General features: G+C 59.9%; 16 protein-coding genes and 1 pseudogene. 8 read left to right on the top strand and 9 right to left on the bottom strand.

Annotated elements, in window-relative coordinates; genetic code table 11:
* Positions 1-33 precede the first annotated feature (33 nt).
* Complete coding sequence (locus ACM6I5_RS20100) at positions 34-549, bottom strand: Hcp family type VI secretion system effector (RefSeq protein ID WP_007919523.1); 516 nt, start codon at positions 547-549, stop codon at positions 34-36.
* A gap of 410 nt (positions 550-959) precedes the next feature.
* Between ACM6I5_RS20100 and ACM6I5_RS20095 the strand changes: the two genes are divergently transcribed.
* Positions 960-1637: a type 1 glutamine amidotransferase domain-containing protein gene (locus tag ACM6I5_RS20095; RefSeq protein ID WP_414878885.1), complete on the top strand. Its 678-nt coding sequence runs from the start codon at positions 960-962 to the stop codon at positions 1635-1637.
* Between the two features lie 96 nt (positions 1638-1733).
* Here ACM6I5_RS20095 and ACM6I5_RS20090 read toward each other — a convergent pair whose 3' ends face one another.
* From ACM6I5_RS20090 to ACM6I5_RS20080, 3 genes are all read right to left on the bottom strand, one after another.
* Entirely contained in the window at positions 1734-3113 is a 1380-nt protein-coding gene (locus tag ACM6I5_RS20090; RefSeq protein WP_414884506.1) for a VOC family protein, read from the bottom strand.
* Positions 3114-3239: 126 nt separating this feature from the next.
* Positions 3240-4181 carry an alpha/beta fold hydrolase gene (locus ACM6I5_RS20085; RefSeq protein WP_017337997.1) on the bottom strand — a complete coding sequence of 314 codons (942 nt, stop codon included), beginning with the start codon at positions 4179-4181 and terminating at the stop codon, positions 3240-3242.
* Positions 4182-4203: 22 nt separating this feature from the next.
* Positions 4204-5658, bottom strand: coding sequence for a flavin-containing monooxygenase (locus tag ACM6I5_RS20080; protein WP_414884505.1), 1455 nt, complete (start codon positions 5656-5658; stop codon positions 4204-4206).
* A 193-nt stretch (positions 5659-5851) separates the two neighbouring features.
* Between ACM6I5_RS20080 and ACM6I5_RS20075 the strand changes: the two genes are divergently transcribed.
* Positions 5852-6925, top strand: a complete 1074-nt coding sequence (locus ACM6I5_RS20075) for a diguanylate cyclase (protein ID WP_414884504.1) — start codon at positions 5852-5854, stop codon at positions 6923-6925.
* Positions 6926-6971: 46 nt separating this feature from the next.
* A pseudogene (locus ACM6I5_RS20070) lies at positions 6972-7120 on the top strand (glutamate carboxypeptidase); the annotation flags it as partial.
* 204 nt (positions 7121-7324) lie between these two features.
* On the opposite strand, the gene ACM6I5_RS20065 reads toward ACM6I5_RS20070, so the two are convergent.
* The 3 genes from ACM6I5_RS20065 to ACM6I5_RS20055 all read right to left on the bottom strand — a co-directional run bounded on the left by ACM6I5_RS20065 (position 7325) and on the right by ACM6I5_RS20055 (position 10455).
* The gene (locus ACM6I5_RS20065; protein ID WP_017338000.1) at positions 7325-8194 is read right to left on the bottom strand and encodes an isocitrate lyase/PEP mutase family protein; all 870 of its coding nucleotides are present in this window, start codon (positions 8192-8194) and stop codon (positions 7325-7327) included.
* Between the two features lie 154 nt (positions 8195-8348).
* Entirely contained in the window at positions 8349-9383 is a 1035-nt protein-coding gene (gene astA, locus ACM6I5_RS20060) for an arginine N-succinyltransferase (protein WP_017338001.1), read from the bottom strand.
* 55 nt (positions 9384-9438) lie between these two features.
* The gene (locus tag ACM6I5_RS20055) at positions 9439-10455 is read right to left on the bottom strand and encodes an arginine N-succinyltransferase (RefSeq protein ID WP_414878890.1); all 1017 of its coding nucleotides are present in this window, start codon (positions 10453-10455) and stop codon (positions 9439-9441) included.
* Between the two features lie 539 nt (positions 10456-10994).
* On the opposite strand from ACM6I5_RS20055, the gene ACM6I5_RS20050 reads away from it, so the two are divergent.
* Positions 10995-11567: a histidine phosphatase family protein gene (locus tag ACM6I5_RS20050; RefSeq protein ID WP_017338003.1), complete on the top strand. Its 573-nt coding sequence runs from the start codon at positions 10995-10997 to the stop codon at positions 11565-11567.
* Positions 11567-12322 carry a precorrin-6A synthase (deacetylating) gene (cobF, locus tag ACM6I5_RS20045; protein WP_017338004.1) on the top strand — a complete coding sequence of 252 codons (756 nt, stop codon included), beginning with the start codon at positions 11567-11569 and terminating at the stop codon, positions 12320-12322. The genes ACM6I5_RS20050 and cobF overlap by 1 nt, the downstream gene beginning before the upstream one ends.
* Positions 12323-12343: 21 nt before the next feature.
* Here the strand turns inward: cobF and ftrA are convergent, their stop codons facing one another.
* Positions 12344-13318: a transcriptional regulator FtrA gene (gene ftrA / locus ACM6I5_RS20040; protein WP_414884503.1), complete on the bottom strand. Its 975-nt coding sequence runs from the start codon at positions 13316-13318 to the stop codon at positions 12344-12346.
* A 101-nt stretch (positions 13319-13419) separates the two neighbouring features.
* Here ftrA and ACM6I5_RS20035 point away from each other — a divergent pair, with 101 nt between their 5' ends.
* On the top strand, positions 13420-13854 hold the full coding sequence (locus tag ACM6I5_RS20035) for a rhodanese-like domain-containing protein (RefSeq protein WP_414884502.1): 435 nt from the start codon (positions 13420-13422) through the stop codon (positions 13852-13854).
* 241 nt (positions 13855-14095) lie between these two features.
* Here the strand turns inward: ACM6I5_RS20035 and ACM6I5_RS20030 are convergent, their stop codons facing one another.
* Complete coding sequence (locus ACM6I5_RS20030; protein ID WP_414884715.1) at positions 14096-14737, bottom strand: type 1 glutamine amidotransferase; 642 nt, start codon at positions 14735-14737, stop codon at positions 14096-14098.
* A gap of 174 nt (positions 14738-14911) precedes the next feature.
* Between ACM6I5_RS20030 and ACM6I5_RS20025 the strand changes: the two genes are divergently transcribed.
* Positions 14912-15691, top strand: a complete 780-nt coding sequence (locus tag ACM6I5_RS20025) for an ABC transporter substrate-binding protein (protein ID WP_414878896.1) — start codon at positions 14912-14914, stop codon at positions 15689-15691.
* 201 nt (positions 15692-15892) lie between these two features.
* Positions 15893-17005 (top strand): succinylglutamate desuccinylase/aspartoacylase family protein, encoded by a 1113-nt coding sequence (locus tag ACM6I5_RS20020; protein ID WP_017338009.1) that lies wholly within the window; start codon positions 15893-15895, stop codon positions 17003-17005.
* The last annotated feature ends 92 nt before the right edge of the window (positions 17006-17097 follow it).

Below are 17097 nucleotides of genomic sequence, written 5' to 3'. Positions count from 1 at the left end.
GAGCTGGCCGATGTTTGCAACGATCAGCCGTAATTAAACGACTGGAGCACGCCAGTCATCGGAACCCGAAGTACCGGATACTTCGTGGGTCCAGGTGATTTTGCGGTAGGTGAACTGCACTTCTTCCAGGTGGGTGAAGTGCGAGTTGCCTGGATCCTGGCAGTTGTGCATTTTGTTGTTGATGGCGACGATGATGGCGTCTTCCAGTTTGGTGGTGTAGTAGTGCTCTTGGGTCCCTTGAGCCGAAGTACGGAACCACTGGATAACGATTTCGCTCATGCGCTCGCCGGAGGTCAGAGCCGCCTGCAGCAGTGGCGAGGCCTTGTCGTAGACCTTGGTGATCACGACTGGCTTGTGTACGCGCTGACCGGTCGGCTGGCCGGATTGCGGGTCACGCGGGATGATCACGTCGTGGCTGAAAGCCTGAACCATGACCTGGTCTTCGTGACCTTCCTGGTAGGTGTTGCCAACCGAGTCGGCGGTGAATGCGCCGGCAGTGATCAGGCCTTGTTTTTCGCCAGTGACGGACATGTACGCTGGTGTTGCCATGGATGCTCTCCTTGCTGAATAAGTGAGGTGCCCGGGAGGCGATATCGCCCGGTGGGTGCATGACTCTTATCAAGGTCCGTGCCATAAAAGACTAAAGTTATATAAATCAGTGTGTTATGTATGTTATTGGCCACTGAAAAAGCTTGCCGGGCAACGTTCACCCCTGAATGTGCGCAAGAACTTGCGCAGCACTGCGCAACTTCTTGCGCACTGGGCCGGAAGGCCTGAAAAGTCGGGCGCTCAGCCCTTAAGTAACGTGTCTCGCCGTATCGATTGCGCAACTTCTTGCGCATCAAGGCGGTTGGCCATCACGCAGAGAGCCTCTGTGAAAAGTGCAACGAACGACGCAGTCTGATGGTCAAACCCAGCGCCGAGGTGACTGAACATTTTCCGAATTCAAGGAGCGCGACATGAAAATCCTGATGGTTCTGACATCCCACGATCAATTGGGTGACACGGGTAAGAAAACCGGCTTCTGGCTGGAGGAGTTCGCCGCACCATATTTCGCTTTCAAGGATGCTGGCGCTCAACTGACGCTGGTGTCGCCCAAGGGCGGGCAGCCCCCGTTGGACCCGAAGAGCGACGAGCCGGACGCGCAAACCGCGGCCACCGATCGCTTCCGCAAAGACTCCGCGGCCCAGTCGGCATTGGCATCGACCGCGCTGCTGAGCAGTGTGAGGGCTGACGATTACGATGCGGTTTTCTATCCGGGCGGCCATGGCCCGTTGTGGGATCTGGCCGAAGACAATAACTCGATCGCGTTGATCGAGGCGCTGTACAAGGCAGGCAAACCGGTGGCGGCGGTCTGTCACGCACCCGGCGTGTTGCGTCACGTCAAGGGCGCGGATGGTCAGCCGCTGGTCAAGGGCAAGCGGGTGACGGGTTTCACCAACTCCGAGGAGGAGGCGGTGCAACTGACGAACGTTGTGCCGTTTCTGGTGGAGGACATGCTCAAGGAGAAGGGCGGGATTTATTCCAAGGGCGATGACTGGGCGAGTTATGTGGTGACCGATGGTCTGCTGCTGACGGGTCAGAATCCGGCGTCGTCCGAGGCCACGGCGGAAGCGTTGTTGGCGAAGTTGAAATAGGATCAAAAGATCGCAGCCTGCGGCAGTTCCTACAGGAATCCACATTCCCCTGTATGAGCTGCCGCGGGCTGCGATCTTTTTTGCATTGTTAATGACTCAATTGTTCAACGCTGCAAAACACGCCTCGATCGAACGCCGCTGCGTCTCGGCATACAACCCCAACTCATCGATGGTCGATCGCCCAAGGGCCTTCTCGAACGCTTGCCGATTCGAGTGCTCGCCATAGTGGGCCTGCGCCGCATCCCCCAGGTTTGACTGAAAAATCCCCGCTGCGCTGACGGGCAGGAAATCTTCGTAAACCAGTGGTTCAACCCGCAAATAACCGCCGCTGAGCAGATCTTCCAGCGACGAAGACTTAAGCGCTTCCGCCCCTTGGCCTTTTTCCGTAACGAAATAGCGAAAATACGCCAGTTCCTGCTGACGCATTCCCTCAATGGTGTCAGGAAATTCGCTGAAGTGCTGCGTCATCAGCGCGTTGTAGCGTGCGGCGTTGGCTTCGTTGGGGAAGTCCTTGAGTTCGTCACGGGCAGCGTTGAGCAAACGGTCATAAAGCGCCCGACCTTTGGGCGTGAGCGCGGCACCGCGCTGCTCGATCTCGCCGAACCGGGCACTGTGGCTGCCGTGACTTTCGGCTTGATCGGTGAAGGCAACGGGTTCGTCCAGCGCCTTGAAACTGGTCTGGCGCAGCAGGATCGGACACTGACGGCGGGGCGGGCCTTCGATCACCGCTTTGGGGGTGATGCCGTGGGCGGGCATTTGCGCCTGCACAATGTCGATGTCCAGGGTGCGCGGCGTCAGGTGGTTGATATGCGGGCCCTTGAACGCCACGACATCGGCGATCAGGCGATGCTGGGCGCTGAGTTTCCGGTATTGCTCGGCGGTGACCGTGGCGCTGTGGTGCCAACGGAAGGTTTCCAGCGCCTGCAGAACGAACTCCTGCGCCTCTTGTTCGGTGAGGCCTCCCTCGGACTCGGCGCGTTCGATGAGGGACAGCGCAGTGGGCGTGAAGATCGAGCGCTTATCCAGCACCGATTGGGCAAAGGCACGCAGTTCCGGGTCTTCGATCAACTCCAGACGCAGCAGCGAGGTAAACACCCGAAACGGGCTGACCTGCAACGCGGCCTCATGCACTGCGCGGAACGCCGTGGAGTGCACCGGTACGCCGGCCGGGGTCAAGTCGTAGTAGCCAACGGGCTGCATGCCCATCACCGCGAACAGTCGGGCGAGAGTCGCCAGTTCAGCGGCCGTGCCGACGCGAATGGCGCCATGGCGCTCCAGGTCCAGGCGCTGGATTTCGCCCGTGCTGTTCAACTGCCGGGCGATCTGCGGTTCGCTGTCCAGCACATGGTGGTTGGTCTGTTCCACCAGTTCCATCAACGCGCCGTATAGCGGCACTTCTTCGCGGTACATGTCGGACATCGCTTTGGAGAAGCGTTGGCGGATCAGGTCAGGGCTGACAAAGCTTGGGTGGCTCATGAAAAAATTCCAGGCGCGGTGACGTGAAGGATGGGGGAAAAGATCGCAGCCTTCAGCGGCGCCGACAAACGAAGAATCTTACGGACTTCATTCTGCAAAGGACTGCTATAGCCAGCCTGGCAGGTGTTACACGTGGAGTTGAGTGCGCTGGGATGCCAAAAACTCACGATACAGCCGCGCCGTACCCGCCGGTGCCTCGACCATCGGCATATGGCCGACACCTTCCCAGATTTCCACCCGCAGGTCTTCGATGCCTTTGCTCCAGATCGCCACGCTGCTGACGTCGATCAAGCGGTCCTTGCGCCCCCACAGCAACAGCGCCGGGCATTTGATGTCGGGCAGCTTCGGCTCCATTGGCGGGCTGGCACGGAAGTCCCTGAAGATTTCTTCCAATTCATCCCGAGACTGTTCATAACGCTGGGCGATGGCGTCCAGCACCACGCCGGGCACCCATGGCGGCTCGGCCATGGTCATGGCGTAGAAGCGCCGGAATTCTTCCCGGGAGTTAATCAGGAACGGGTTGTGGCCCTTGGCCAGATGGCGTTCCAGGTCACTGATTTCGGGCGCGGTGACACCGGCCGGGTCGATCAGGGCAACCGAGGCGATGCGGTCCGGGTAAGTCGCCGCGAGCCACGCCGCCATGTAGCCGCCCATCGAGTTGCCGATCACATGCACCTTCTCGACGCCGCAGACATCAAGCAACTGGATCATCCGCTTTGCCTGCAAGGGAATGTCATAACCACCGCCGGCCTTGAAGCCGGTTTCGCCATGCCCGGCGATGTCGGGGATGATGACCCGGTATGTGCCGACGAAATGCCGGGCGAAGCGCAGCCAGATGTTCTTGTCAGCGCTGTAGCCGTGCAGCATCAGCACGCTGCTTGAGGCTTCGTACGGTCCGCCCTGCCAGGTCGAAACGGTCATTTCGGCAATCGGCACGACGATCTTGTGCAGCCGATACAGCCTGGCTTCGGCCGCCATGTTCAAGTCATAGAGCCAGTGACCGATGGCCGGGTAGCTCAACCAGCTCCAGGCCACGAAAACCGCGATTGCGACAACCAACAAAAGCATCAGGCGTCTCCCTTCTCTCTGATCAGGACAAGATGTGATCGGCGGGTTTCAGCGTCCGGGTCATTCGGTGGTAACTGAAACTGAACCCGGGAAACATGGCAATCACATGACCACTCTTGCTTTGATACCAACTGTGGCAGCCTCCGGACTTCCACACCGTGCGTTCCATTTCCCGGTGGATCATTTCAGTGTAGGTACGTTCTGCCTCGGGGCGAACTTCGATGCTGCGCAAACCCTGTTCTTTCAGTGTGCGAATGCAATCGAGAATGTAGTTCATCTGGGATTCGATGATGAAAAGCGCCGAAGTGTGGCCGATACCGGTGTTGGGCCCGGTGACGATAAAGAGGTTGGGGAAGTCCGGCAGACTGGTACCGAGGTAGGCACGAGGGTAGGTGGCCCAGAAATCCCTGAGTTGCTTGCCGTTTTTACCTGTTACCGGGTAGGAAATCACTCCGTCGGTGGCGTCGTAACCGGTGGACCAGACAATCAGGTCCAGGTCGATGTGCTGCCCGTCCTGGGTAAAGATGCCGGTTTCGTCTATGGACGCGATGCCCTGTTCGCGGCTGTGCAACGTTACGTTGGGCCGACCGAGTGCCGGGTACAAGGTGCTCGAAACAATGACGCGCTTGCAGCCGATGGTGTAGTCCGGTGTCAGTTTGCGTCTGAGTTCGGGGTCGGGGACCTGGCGTTTGATGAAGCGTAGGGCGTGTTGCTGGACCAGGCGGATCGCCGGTTTCGAGTATTTGAAGGCGATCACCCGGGTTTCGAATTGCCAATAAATCATCCAGCGCAGCACCTTGTAGGCCGGTTTGAGGCCGAGCAACCAGCGCTGGAAGGGGCCGAAGGCGCGATCGGCCCGTGGCAGCACCCAGTGCGGCGTGCGCTGGAACACATGCAAATGCTCGACGTCCGGGGCAATGGCCGGAATCACCTGAGCCGCGCTGGCGCCACTGCCTACGATGGCGACGCGTTTTTGCCGATAGTCGTAGGTGTGATCCCAGTTGTTCGTGTGAAAAGTCTTGCCTTGAAAGCGCTCCATGCCCTCGAAATGCGGAATGACCGGTTGACTCAGCGGCCCCGTGGCATTGATCAGGAACCGGGCGTAGAACGTGCCTTTGTTCGCGGTGTGCACCGCCCAGTGTCTGGCGTCGTCGTCCCATTCGATGCGTTCAACGTTGGCTTCCAGTTCCACACGGTCGCGCAGGCCGAATTCATCCACCACGTACTGCGTGTAGCGATGCAGTTCGGCCTGTTCAGCGAACATTTGGGTCCAGCGGTAAGGGGCGAAGGACAGCGAATAAAGCGGTGAGGGCACATCGACGGCCGCACCGGGGTAGGTGTTCTGGCACCAGGTGCCGCCGAAAAAGTCCCGCCGCTCCAGCAGTCGAAAATCATCGATGCCGGCCTTGAGCAAATTGATCGCCGCACACTGTCCGCCAAATCCGCTGCCGATGATCAACACTTGAAAAGTTTGCATGGGTCTCCTTTTTTATCGTTGTGTATTGAACCCTCTCTTCATGTATAGCCAAACATTCGACGCCTGCTTCACGGCAATACCGCGGTATTCAGACTGCCAGCCGGTGATGGCTATTTGACGTTGCCCTGTTAGACTTCCAGCACACCTGAAACCTCGGTGTCAGCAGGTTCCGTGCAGTGGCGCAGAGGCTCCAATGGAAAAAACGGGCGGAAAAGGACTTTCACTAACCAAGAGGCTCTACGCAACGCGAACCCTGGGGCTCGCCGCGGGGCTGGTGTGTGTGGCCGCCGCGATGTACCCGCTCGACCCGGCGCCGTGGGTCTGGGCGCTGATGCTCTTCAACGGTGTTTTCTGGCCGCACGTGGCTTACCAATGGGCGCGTCGGGCAAAAGCTCCCTATCACGCCGAACATCGTAATCTGCTGGTCGATGCCTTTCTGGGTGGCTTCTGGGTTGCCGCCATGCAATTCAATCCGCTGCCTAGCGCAACCACCATCGCCATGATGGCGATGAACAACGTGGCCATCGGCGGCCCTCGCTTCCTGCTGGTGGGAGCCGTTGCGCAGGTGTTGGGGATCGGTGTCGGATTTCTGGTGTTTGTGCCGGCCTTCGTGCCGCAAACCAGCCCCTTGCAGATGTATGCCTGCCTGCCGCTGTTGACCCTGTATCCGCTGGCGCTGGGTTGGATTTGCTTCCGACAGGCCACCACGCTGGGACGGCACAAACGTGAATTACTGACCCTGAGCCGCACCGACAGCCTCACCGGCCTGCTCAATCACGGGGCCTGGAAAGATCAGCTGGAAATCGAATTCCAGCGCGGCAAACGCCAGCCTCAGGGCGGGGCGATTGCACTGATCGACATCGACCATTTCAAAACCATCAACGACACCTACGGCCATGTCGCCGGGGACATCGTGTTGCGTCAGCTGAGCAAGATGCTCAAACAGAATCTGCGGGCGGCCGATGTGGCGGGTCGCTACGGTGGCGACGAGTTCTGCGTCATCCTCCCGGGCCTTGCGCTCGATCACGCCGCAGCCGCCATGGATGCACTTCGTGATCGCTTCGCCACCCTCGGTTATGAACAGAACCCGGCGCTGAAAGTCAGCCTCAGCATTGGGCTCGCCGCCTTCAACCCGGCTCACAATGACGCGATGCTGTGGCTCAACGACGCTGACCAGGCGCTCTACGAAGCCAAGACCACCGGCCGTAATCGCGTGATCTGTTGCGGGGATGGCAAGCCGCGTCACGAACTGATCGACTCGATCTGAACGCTGCACCGTGCACTTGTGGAATCTTTGGTGAATCGGGATTGCCGATTCCGGCTCCGGTTATGAACCGGGCCTGACCCAGGTCAGCGACATCGCCATCGATGAACTGAAAGAACTCGGCGCCACCATCGAGTTCGTGCCGAACACCCCCTCGACAAACGCAACCCCGTGATCGCGACGCTGAAGGGCACCGGCTAGGCGAGGCGTGGGTACGCCAGCGCTGGACGGGTTCGGGATTGTGGGCGGCAATATTCATACGCCGGAGGAATACGCGGAGGTTGAGAGCGCGGCGCCGCGGATTTATCTGTTATCGCGGATGATATGGAGTTGGCCAAGAAACAAGTCGTCAATGCTGACGCCATCGCCGGCGGGCGTTGGCGTCAGAACAGATGCACGCTTTTACTCTTTAACGCTCATGAACTCTTCCGCCCAACGAATGTATTCCTCAGGCTGCGTGTAGGTATGCGTCAGTTCCGTCGCGCTCAGATCCGACGCCTGGGTGAAGATCTGCCGCTGCTCGCGCAGGCTGTCGTAGGTCGCCTTGATCGCCGCGAAGTACGCGCCATGCCCGTCGATGGTGACGCGCACGCCCAGTTCGGCCAGGCGATTGTCGTCGCGCAGCAGCGGGTTGCCGTAGGTGACCAGCATCAGCGGCACGCTCAGGTGTTCGGCAATCTGTTCGAGGTGATCGAAGTCACGCACGCCCACCATGCAAATCCCGTCCGCACCGGCTTTCTGGTACTGCTGGGTGCGGCTGATGACTTCCTGCACCGGCAGAATCCCGGCATTGGTGCGAGCCACGATTGCCATTTCCGTATCAACCCGTGCTTCCAGCGCGGCGCGGATCTTGCCGACACCTTCAGCGACGCCGATCAGGTCGGTGGACTTGCGGCCGAATTGCGCGGGCAACAGCGTGTCTTCGATGGTCAGGGCAGCCACGCCGGCGCGTTCGAGCTCGACAATGGTGCGCATGACATTCAATGCATTGCCGTAGCCGTGATCGGCGTCGGCGATGACCGGCAATTGGGCAACGCGACCGATACGGGTGGCTTGCTCGGCGAACTCGCTGAGCGTGATCAGGGCGAAATCGGGGGCGCCCAGTACCTGCAGCGAGGCAACCGAACCACCCAGAATTCCCACTTCAAAACCCAGGTCCGCCGCGATGCGTGCCGACATCGGGTCGAAGACCGATGCCGTGTGATAGCACTTGTTGGACGCGAACAGTTCACGGAAGTTACGGCGCAAATCCTGATGGGAAAGCCTGGACATATGAGTTCCACCAATACAAAGGAATGGAAAGGCTTGAACAAGAGTGTCAACGCCGAAGATACAAAAGGCTATCACGCAACAGGGGTGAGAATGATGACGAATTTGCAGGGTGGCCCTGATCGGGCCCCATCCTGCTGGGCGGGAGGCCGTCTTTTCAGGCTGCCACAGCCTGTTGCTGTTGATTGAGCAGTAGCACTGCGCGTACGGAGTTGCCGGGTTGCAATTGCAGGCGTTTGGCGGTGAGTCGGTCGACGATCAGGCTGTTGCCCACCCGTCGGGCCGGGGCGGCGGTGATGCGGCAGTTTTCCAGTCGGCGGTTGTGGATCAGCCAGACCGGAGCCTGTTCGTCCGGGGTGCCGATGGCCAGCACCAGCGCCTGGCTGTCGCGCACGGTACGGATTTTCGACAGCGGTGCCTCGATGACCGGGCCGGCGTCGAAGATGTCGATATAGCCTTTGTGGGTGAAACCTTCGGCCGTGAGGATTTTCATCGCCGGCTCGGTGTTGGGGTGGGCCTTGCCGATCACGGCCTGGGCCTGCTCGGTGAGCAGGCAGGTGTACAGCGGTTGGCGCGGCATCAGTTCGGCGATGAACGCTTTGCTGCCCAGTCCCGACAAGTGATCCGCGTGGCTGAAGTCCATCTTGAAAAAGTGCCGGCCCAGGCTGTCCCAGAACGGTGAACAGCCTTGCTCATCGGCGCTGCCTCGCAGTTCGGCGATGAGCTTCTCGCCGAACAGGTGGGCGAATTCGGCCGCAAACAACAAGCGTCCCAACGACAGCAATCGGCCATTGCTGCCCTGGCGTTGATCGGGTCGCAGGAACAATGAACAGATTTCCGATTGCCCGGTCATTTCATTGTTCAGAAACAGGGTTGGAATCTGTCGCTGGATGCCCAGGTCCGGTGATGAACTGACTGTCAGCCCGACCCGATAGTTGTACCACGGCTCACGCAGCCCGACGGCCCCCGTCAGGGCACTGACCCCCACCACTTGCTGGTCATCGTCTTCGAGCACGAACAGGTAGTCGGCATCGGCCCGCTCGACCTGTTCGGCGAAGGTCCGTTGTGCCCAGCGCAGCCGGTGGGCCAGGCGATCCTCGTTGGCGGGCAGGGTGGTTAACCCCGGGCCAGCCTGCCGTACCAGTGCCAGCAGGGCGGGCAGGTCGGTGACGTGAACCGGACGGACAATCATGATGCAGCTCCTTCTACGGGCCGACGCAAATGCAGGGAATGGGGCCGGATGATGCTCACAGGGCGATCAACCGGATCGGGCTGCCTTCGCTCACGTTCAGGGCCGTGCACATCTCGGTGCTCAGGGGCACGGGATGTCCGGCGGTGTACTCCAGATCGGCGACGATGGCACGATAGTCCTTCAACGAATCGTTACTCACGAGATAGCGGCCGCGAGCATCGATGACGTCGCCCGGTGTTGCCGTGCCGGTCTGGCTTTGCGCGATGGAACGGATGCTGGCGAGACGCGCGTACAAGGTCGGGCCGCCGTCGAACAGGTCGATGTAGCTGTTGGTCTCGAACCCCTCGCGTTCAAGGATATCGAAGGCTTCCTGGCCATCGGGGTGGATGCGGCCGATGCAGTCCTGCGCCGCCTGAGGCAGCATCGGCACGTAGATCGGGTATTGCGGCATCAGTTCGGCCAGGAACGTCCGGCTTTCCAGCCCGCAAAGGCGCTCGGCCTCGGCGTAGGGCAAGTCGAAGAAATGTTTGCCCAGCGCATCCCAGAATGGCGACCCTCCTTCATCGTCGCTGTAGCCGACGATCTCGGTGATGACCGCTTCGGCAAAGCGCTGCGCATGAGCGGCAATGAACATCAGTCGCCCCCGTGACAGCAGTTCGGAGGACGGCGTACGCACCAGCGCCGCATCGATGTGAAAACCGCGCAGCAAGGTATGGCCGCTGAGGTCGTGACACAACGACAGCGCCGGCACGCCGTGCTCGATGTTCAGTTCTCGCGAGGCGCTGGTGAAATGGCGGTTGCGCAGGCTGTAGAACGGTTCGTCGAAACCGGCCGTGGCGAGGATCTCCGAGCAGCCTGCCAGGCGTCGGTTCGTCAGGTCCTCCAGCACGAAGAAGTAGTTTTCCGGGCCATGACCCTGGACGTCTTTGGCGAACGAGGCGCAGGAGTCGAGAATCCGCTCACGCAAGCGTTCGGTATCGTCCGGCAAGGACGTGACGCCGACCAGGCTTTCGCGCGCCAGTCGCTGCAGCTGGGGCAGGTCGGTTAACTCCACTGGGCGTAAGACCAGCATGGATGCACTCCTGTATCAAAGGGTTCGGCGATTGGCACGAACCTGACTATCACTGTCGGTTTCCACGCGTTTAATCGGCGGTCGCTTGATGGCTTGCCAGCGCCGCTCTTTTTCTAATCAGTCGTTATTCGGGACAGCACTGTTTCGGCGTCCCATGCAATTGAGAGGCCGGTCGGGTTCTGGCAACGGAGGCGGTGGTTCATGTCTCTGGGAGAGGGCATCCGGGCTCCTGCTGGATGGGGGGGTGTTGTTTACATTTTATAATCCGTTACAGCAGTATTTATTTATCCCGCGCCCCATGTCTAGTGAATTTTTGCGCGGTCCTGTCCAGCCCCAATATGGGGCGAAATGCCCGTAGGTCGGGGGCTACACGGATGTCGATCAGCGTTGTAGGCCCTCGCTGACAGTGATGTCGGAGATCGCTGTTTTTTAGGGAGGATCGGTGTAATGAAACGCCCCCGATCGCACTTCTTACGGCACAATTACGCCTGAATGGTGGCTTGACGCCGTTTTCTTTTCCTTAAACCGAGTGATCTTTCGTGCAGGCAACCCGTTTGACCCTGATGTGCCACGCTCGAACCGTCGCACAGAAATTGGCGCGTTTTCCTACGGATGAGCCTGTTGAGATGGATTGGCAATCGGCACAAGGCTCCCTTCGTTCCCGGTTCAAGGGGACGCCGCGGCTGTTCAGCGGACCGGAACGTCGAGCACGGCAAACCGCCGGGTTGTTCGGCAGTGATGTGGAGATTGTCGAGGCGCTGAGGGATTGCGATTTTGGACGCTGGAACGGCGCGCAGATCGATGATCTGCAGAAATCCGAACCGCAGGCACTGCAGGCCTGGCTCGATGATCCGCATTCCGCGCCTCACGGTGGCGAGTCGGTAGCAAAACTGGGTGATCGGGTGGCTGCATGGCTCAAGACACTGGAAGCTACGCCGGGCCACATCGTTGCCATCACCCATCCATTTGTCATTCGTGCGGCGTTGACCCAGGTGTTGCAAAGCCCGTCGTTTAATCGGGTCGACGTCGAACCGCTGTCAGCTATCGAGTTGCGGTTCAATGGTTGCTGGCGTTTGCGTTTGTCGAGCGCTGACGTTGAGGGAGGGTATTAATGAAAAAACTGATGGTCATCGGCATCGGTGCCGGCAATCCCGACTACATCACGATGCAGGCCGTGAAGGCGCTGAACCTGGTTGATGTGTTTTTCCTGATGGACAAAGGCCAGAGCAAGGACAAGCTGATCGACCTGCGTCGCGAGATTTGCGAACGCTACATCAGCGAACACGTTTACCGCTTCGTTGAAGCGCATAGTCCGGAGCGTGAGCGCGGTGATGTGGACTACAAGGCCAGTGTGGAAGATCTGAACCTTGCCAAGCAGATGACCTTCGAGCGGCTGATCAATGAGGAAATGTCCGACGGCCAGTGCGGCGGTTTCCTCGTGTGGGGCGATCCGGCGTTGTATGACAGCACCATCAGAATCCTGCAGGCGATTCTGGCGTCGGGCCGATGTGACTTCGAGTTTGAAGTGATCCCCGGCATCACCAGCGTTCAGGCGTTGGCGGCGCAGCACAAGGTGCCGCTGAACCGGATCGGTCGATCCATTGAAATCACTACCGGCAGGCGGTTGGCGGCCGGGCAGGTGAGTGATGCCGACAGCCTGGTGGTGATGCTGGACGCGGAAGACTCCTACCATCAGGTGGCGGATCAGGAGACAGAGATTTACTGGGGCGCTTACCTGGGGACGCCGGATGAAATCCTCATCAGCGGCAAGCTCAAGGACGTGGCGGATGAGATCGAGCGGGTGCGCAAGGCCGCGCGGTTGGCCAACGGGTGGATTATGGATACGTATCTTTTGCGTAAGCCTTGAGGTCAGGGGTGTTCACGGGCCTCACATTCCCGTTTTGACCTCCCGTCCAAACCGCTCCCGATACACCGACGGCGGCACGCCGACCACGTTGCGAAACGCCACCCGGAAACTTTCCACCGAGCGATAGCCGCAATGTTCGGCAATCCGGTCGGTGTTCTGGCTCGTGCTTTCCAGCAACTCCCGAGCCCGCGCCAGGCGTTCATGTTGCAACCACGCTTTGGGCGGCATACCGGTCGCTTCTGTGAAACGACGCAGAAAAGTGCGCTCACTCATGGCCGCTTCGCTGGCCAGGTCGCGAACCTCCAGGGGTTCATGCAAGCGCTCACGAGCCCACTGCATCACGCGTGAAAGATCGCTGCGCGGCGTAGGACTGACCGGTGTCGGAATGAACTGCGCCTGGCCGCCGGTGCGTTGCGGTGACATCACCAGTCGCCGCGCCACCGAATTGGCCACTTGCGTACCAAAATCCCGCGCCACCAGGTGCAGGCAGGCATCGATACCGGCAGCGCTGCCCGCTGAGGTAATCAGTTGCCCCGAGTCGACGTAAAGTACGTCGGGGTCCACCAGAATGTTCGGGAATCGCTCGGCCAGTTCCGCGGTGTAGCGCCAATGCGTGGTAGCGCCGTGACCGTCGAGCAAACCGGTCGCCGCCAGCACGAACACACCGGAGCAGATCGACAGCAACCGCGCCCCGCGCGCATGGGCCTGGCGCAGGGCCGCGAGCAACGTTTCGGGCACCGGGGCGCTGCGATCACGCCAGCCGGGAATGATGATGGTTCGGGCGTCGCGGAGCAGTTCCATGCCGCCATCGGCCAGCACCTGAATCCCGCCCATGGCGCGCATCGGGCCCTGGTCGACGGCGGCGATCCGGTGCTCGTACCAGGGGAAATCGAACTCCGGCCGTGCCAGGCCGAAGATCTCCACGGCGATGCCGAACTCGAATGTGCAGAGGCCATCGTAGGCCAGAATCGCGACCAATCCAGGGGTGGGCTGCATTTGGCGGAAAGTTCCCGGTGAGTGTCTTGTGCGCCACTTTAGCCGCTGGCGACTGGGGAATAAAGTCTTCTCACACCCACCGAGACACTGGAGTACGACCCATGACCAGCCTGGTCCGCAATGTTCCCGCCGCACCATCGGCCATTGCCCTGATGCATTTCAGCAACCGTCTGACCTTTGAAACCGACTGTTCCGACGTCTACAACAGTCAACAGGCGGGGGACGTGGATTTTGTCCTGGTGGACGTGCGCGGTCCGCAGGCGTTCGAGCGCGGACATGTGCCGGGCGCAATCAATTTGCCGGGGCGACTGCTGACCGCCGAAGGATTGGCGGGTTACGGGAAATCCACGCTGTTCGTGGTGTATTGCGCCGGGCCACACTGCAACGGTGCCAACAAGGCCGCGGTGAAACTGGCGGCGCTGGGTTACCCGGTCAAGGAAATGATCGGCGGGGTGACCGGGTGGCTGGATGAAGGACTTGAGTTGAGCGCACAGGTGCAACAGCCTGCGGTGACCGTCATCGGTTGCGAATGCTGAACTTCAGGCAACGCTGATCAAATGTGGCGAGGGAGCTTGCTCCCGCTGGGTCGCGAAGCGGCCCCAGAAACTGCGACCCGATTCGTTCAGTCACTGCGCATTCGCAAGGACTGCGGCCGCTTCGCAGCCGAGCGGGAGCAAGCTCCCTCGCCACAAAAGCACCTGCCGTAAACCTTCTGCCACAAAAGCACCTGACACTAAAGCACTTGCCACATTTACCACAAAGGCATCGGCCACAGAGTCAGCGGGCGCCTGAAGCCGCCCACCATTTGTCCAGCGTCGCCTGCAACCAGTCAAAAACGGCTGCATGGGCGGCGCTGTCCGGTTCTCCCCGCGGCAACGGCGACTCATCGGCAAAGTGCGCATTGAGCGTCGCCACCGATTCTGCATTCCACTCCGGATGAAACTGCAACCCCACCCGCGCAGGGCCTACCCGATACATCTGCTGCTCGCACTGATCGCTGCTGGCCAGCAACTGCGCGCCGGGTGGCAGGTCTATCGCGTCTTCGTGCCACTCCAGCACTTTCAGCTCCTGGCCATCGGCAAACGTCACTGAGGTCCAGCCCGTTTCGGTCCGATCCATCCGCCGCACATTTCCGCCCAGACCCAGCGCCAATAACTGCGCTCCCAGGCATATTGCAAACACCGCAGCGCCTCGATCCAGGCAGCCCGCCAGCCACTGCCGTTCGGCCTCCAGCCACACCGGTCCGGCGTTGGACTCATAAGGCCCGCCCAACACAATCAGCGGTTGCGCACTCACGGGTGGTAACTGGCCTAGGTCTGCGCGAAAGACATTCAACGGCAGTCCCCGCAACTCGGCCCACTCGGCAATCGCGCCCGGACCTTCAGCCGGGTGGTGCTGGATCAGGTTCAGCCCGCGCATTTCATTGTTCATTCAGCTCGCCTTTTTTATAAATATTTGTCGCCTATGCACAATTTGCACGCCGACAGCCGCTCTAGACTGCCCGCCACTTCGGTCTTCTCCAATAAAAAAGCTCTGACCGAAAGCTACCAATCGAACGCTGCCAATAAAAGCCTCCGCACACAGGAGTTATAAATGAAGAAGCTAGTGATGTTCGGTGCCCTGGCACTGTCGATGTTGTCCCTGACCGCCGTGGCCGAAGACGCCAAGCCGATCCGCATCGGTATCGAAGCCGGTTACCCGCCATTCTCGATGAAGACCCCTGATGGCAAACTCACCGGTTTCGACGTCGATATCGGCGACGCGCTGTGCGAGCAGATGAAAGCGAAGTGTGTCTGGGTCGAGCAAGAGTTCGACGGCCTGATCCCGGCCCTGAAGGTCAAGAAAATCGACGCGATCCTGTCGTCCATGACCATCACCGACGACCGTAAGAAAAACGTCGATTTCACCATCAAGTACTACCACACCCCGGCGCGCTTCGTGATGAAGGAAGGCTCCGACGTCAAAGACCCGTTGACCGAACTCAAGGGCAAGAAAGTCGGTGTGCTGCGCGCCAGTACCCACGACCGCTTCGCCACTGAAGTGCTGCAACCGGCCGGCATTATCCTGGTGCGTTACGGCTCCCAGCAGGAAGCCAACCTGGACATGGTCTCCGGCCGCCTCGACGCGATGCTGGCCGACTCGGTCAACCTCGACGACGGTTTCCTGAAAACCGATGCCGGGAAAGGCTTCGCGTTTGTTGGTCCGACCTATGAAGACGCCAAGTACTTCGGCGGCGGTGCCGGCATTGCGGTGCGCAAGGGTGATAAAGAGCTGGCGGACAAATTCAACACCGCCATCACTGAAATCCGCGCTAACGGCAAGTACAAGCAAGTGCAGGACAAGTATTTTGACTTTGACGTATACGGTCATTAATACGCTGTAAAAAAGTGGCCTCCGTTGACGCGGTGGCCACTTTTTTATGCTGTCATTTCTATGAAATGAGAACCCTTTGGGAGCGAGCCTGCTCGCGATAGCGACCTGTCAGTCGACATTAATGTTGAATGTCAGTCCGCTATCGCGAGCAGGCTCGCTCCCACAGGGGACCTCACTGTTTTGATATTCAGGAGTTCTCCCATGCAACGCATTGACCATCCATTGCCCTGGAGCCACCTGGGCACCGAACGCTCCCTCAGCGTGTTTCGTTATGGCGCCGGCACCCGCAAGGTTTACATCCAGGCCAGCTTGCACGCGGATGAATTGCCAGGGATGCGCACGGCCTGGGAACTGAAGAAACGCCTGGCAGAACTGGAAACCCAGGGCCAGTTGCAAGGCGTGATCGAACTGGTGCCGGTGGCCAATCCCATCGGTCTGGACCAGCACCTGCAAGGCAGCCACATGGGCCGTTTCGAACTTGGCAGCGGCAAGAACTTCAACCGCTCGTTCGTCGAGTTGAGCGCGCCAGTGGGCGAATTGATCGGCGACCGGTTGGGTGCCGATGCAAGCGCCAATATCGCGTTGATTCGTCAGACCATGGGCCAGGTGCTCGACGATTTGCCTGCACCCAAGTCGCAACTGGAAGCCATGCACCGTTTGCTGTTGCGCCACGCCTGCGACGCCGACATCACCCTCGACCTGCATTGCGATTTCGAAGCGGCCATTCATATTTATGCACTGCCGCAACACTGGCCGCAGTGGCAGCCACTGGCGGCTCGCTTGAAGGCGGGCGTGGCGCTGCTGTGTGAAGATTCTGGTGGCAGTTCATTCGACGAATCCTGCTCCTCGCCGTGGTTGCGACTGGCCAGGGCGTTTCCCGAGGCGGCGATTCCGCCGGCCAACCTGGCGACAACGCTGGAGCTGGGCAGCATGGGCGATACCCGCGTCGATCAGGCCCAAGCCAATTGCGAGGCTATTCTCGGGTTCCTCGCCGAACAGGGTTTCATCAAAGGCACCTGGCCAGCGGCACCGAGTGAATGTTGTGAAGGCATGCCGTTCGAAGGCACGGAGTATCTGTTTGCGCCCCATCATGGCGTGGTCAGTTTCCTGCGCGATGCGGGTGAATGGGTGGAGCAGGGGGATGCGTTGTTTGAAGTGGTTGATCCGTTGAACGACCGGGTTACTACCGTGCGCGCCGGGACCAGCGGGGTGTTGTTTGCGATTGATCGTGGGCGCTATACGCAACCCGGGACGTGGCAGGCGAAGGTGGCGGGGCGTGAGCCGATTCGGGCCGGGAAGTTGATCAACGACTGAGCGCAAGTTTTTTAGTGCTCTATCGAGCCTCTTCGCGAGCAAGCCCCCACATTTGAAACGCCTTCCCCTGTGGGAGCGGGCTTGCTCGCGAA

Origin of the sequence: Pseudomonas sp. IT-P171 (genome assembly GCF_949767765.1) — a bacterium.
Lineage (GTDB): Bacteria > Pseudomonadota > Gammaproteobacteria > Pseudomonadales > Pseudomonadaceae > Aquipseudomonas > Aquipseudomonas fluorescens_B.
The sequence above is the reverse complement of the archived record's forward strand: the minus strand, read 5'-3'. Positions and strand labels throughout refer to the sequence as shown.

Excerpts from the sequence above, each read along its gene's own strand:
- astA (WP_017338001.1), bottom strand. The coding sequence starts at position 9,383 with ATGATTGTCCGTCCGGTTCACGTCACCGACCTGCCCGCCCTGCTGGCA.
- ACM6I5_RS20100 (WP_007919523.1), bottom strand. The coding sequence starts at position 549 with ATGGCAACACCAGCGTACATGTCCGTCACTGGCGAAAAACAAGGCCTG.
- ACM6I5_RS20065 (WP_017338000.1), bottom strand. The coding sequence starts at position 8,194 with ATGTCCAGGCTTTCCCATCAGGATTTGCGCCGTAACTTCCGTGAACTG.
- ACM6I5_RS20095 (WP_414878885.1), top strand. The coding sequence starts at position 960 with ATGAAAATCCTGATGGTTCTGACATCCCACGATCAATTGGGTGACACG.
- cobF (WP_017338004.1), top strand. The coding sequence starts at position 11,567 with ATGAAAAAACTGATGGTCATCGGCATCGGTGCCGGCAATCCCGACTAC.
- ACM6I5_RS20035 (WP_414884502.1), top strand. The coding sequence starts at position 13,420 with ATGACCAGCCTGGTCCGCAATGTTCCCGCCGCACCATCGGCCATTGCC.
- ACM6I5_RS20020 (WP_017338009.1), top strand. The coding sequence starts at position 15,893 with ATGCAACGCATTGACCATCCATTGCCCTGGAGCCACCTGGGCACCGAA.
- ACM6I5_RS20080 (WP_414884505.1), bottom strand. The coding sequence starts at position 5,658 with ATGCAAACTTTTCAAGTGTTGATCATCGGCAGCGGATTTGGCGGACAG.
- ACM6I5_RS20055 (WP_414878890.1), bottom strand. The coding sequence starts at position 10,455 with ATGCTGGTCTTACGCCCAGTGGAGTTAACCGACCTGCCCCAGCTGCAG.
- ACM6I5_RS20085 (WP_017337997.1), bottom strand. The coding sequence starts at position 4,181 with ATGCTTTTGTTGGTTGTCGCAATCGCGGTTTTCGTGGCCTGGAGCTGG.
- ftrA (WP_414884503.1), bottom strand. The coding sequence starts at position 13,318 with ATGCAGCCCACCCCTGGATTGGTCGCGATTCTGGCCTACGATGGCCTC.
- ACM6I5_RS20025 (WP_414878896.1), top strand. The coding sequence starts at position 14,912 with ATGAAGAAGCTAGTGATGTTCGGTGCCCTGGCACTGTCGATGTTGTCC.
- ACM6I5_RS20030 (WP_414884715.1), bottom strand. The coding sequence starts at position 14,737 with ATGCGCGGGCTGAACCTGATCCAGCACCACCCGGCTGAAGGTCCGGGC.
- ACM6I5_RS20075 (WP_414884504.1), top strand. The coding sequence starts at position 5,852 with ATGGAAAAAACGGGCGGAAAAGGACTTTCACTAACCAAGAGGCTCTAC.
- ACM6I5_RS20090 (WP_414884506.1), bottom strand. The coding sequence starts at position 3,113 with ATGAGCCACCCAAGCTTTGTCAGCCCTGACCTGATCCGCCAACGCTTC.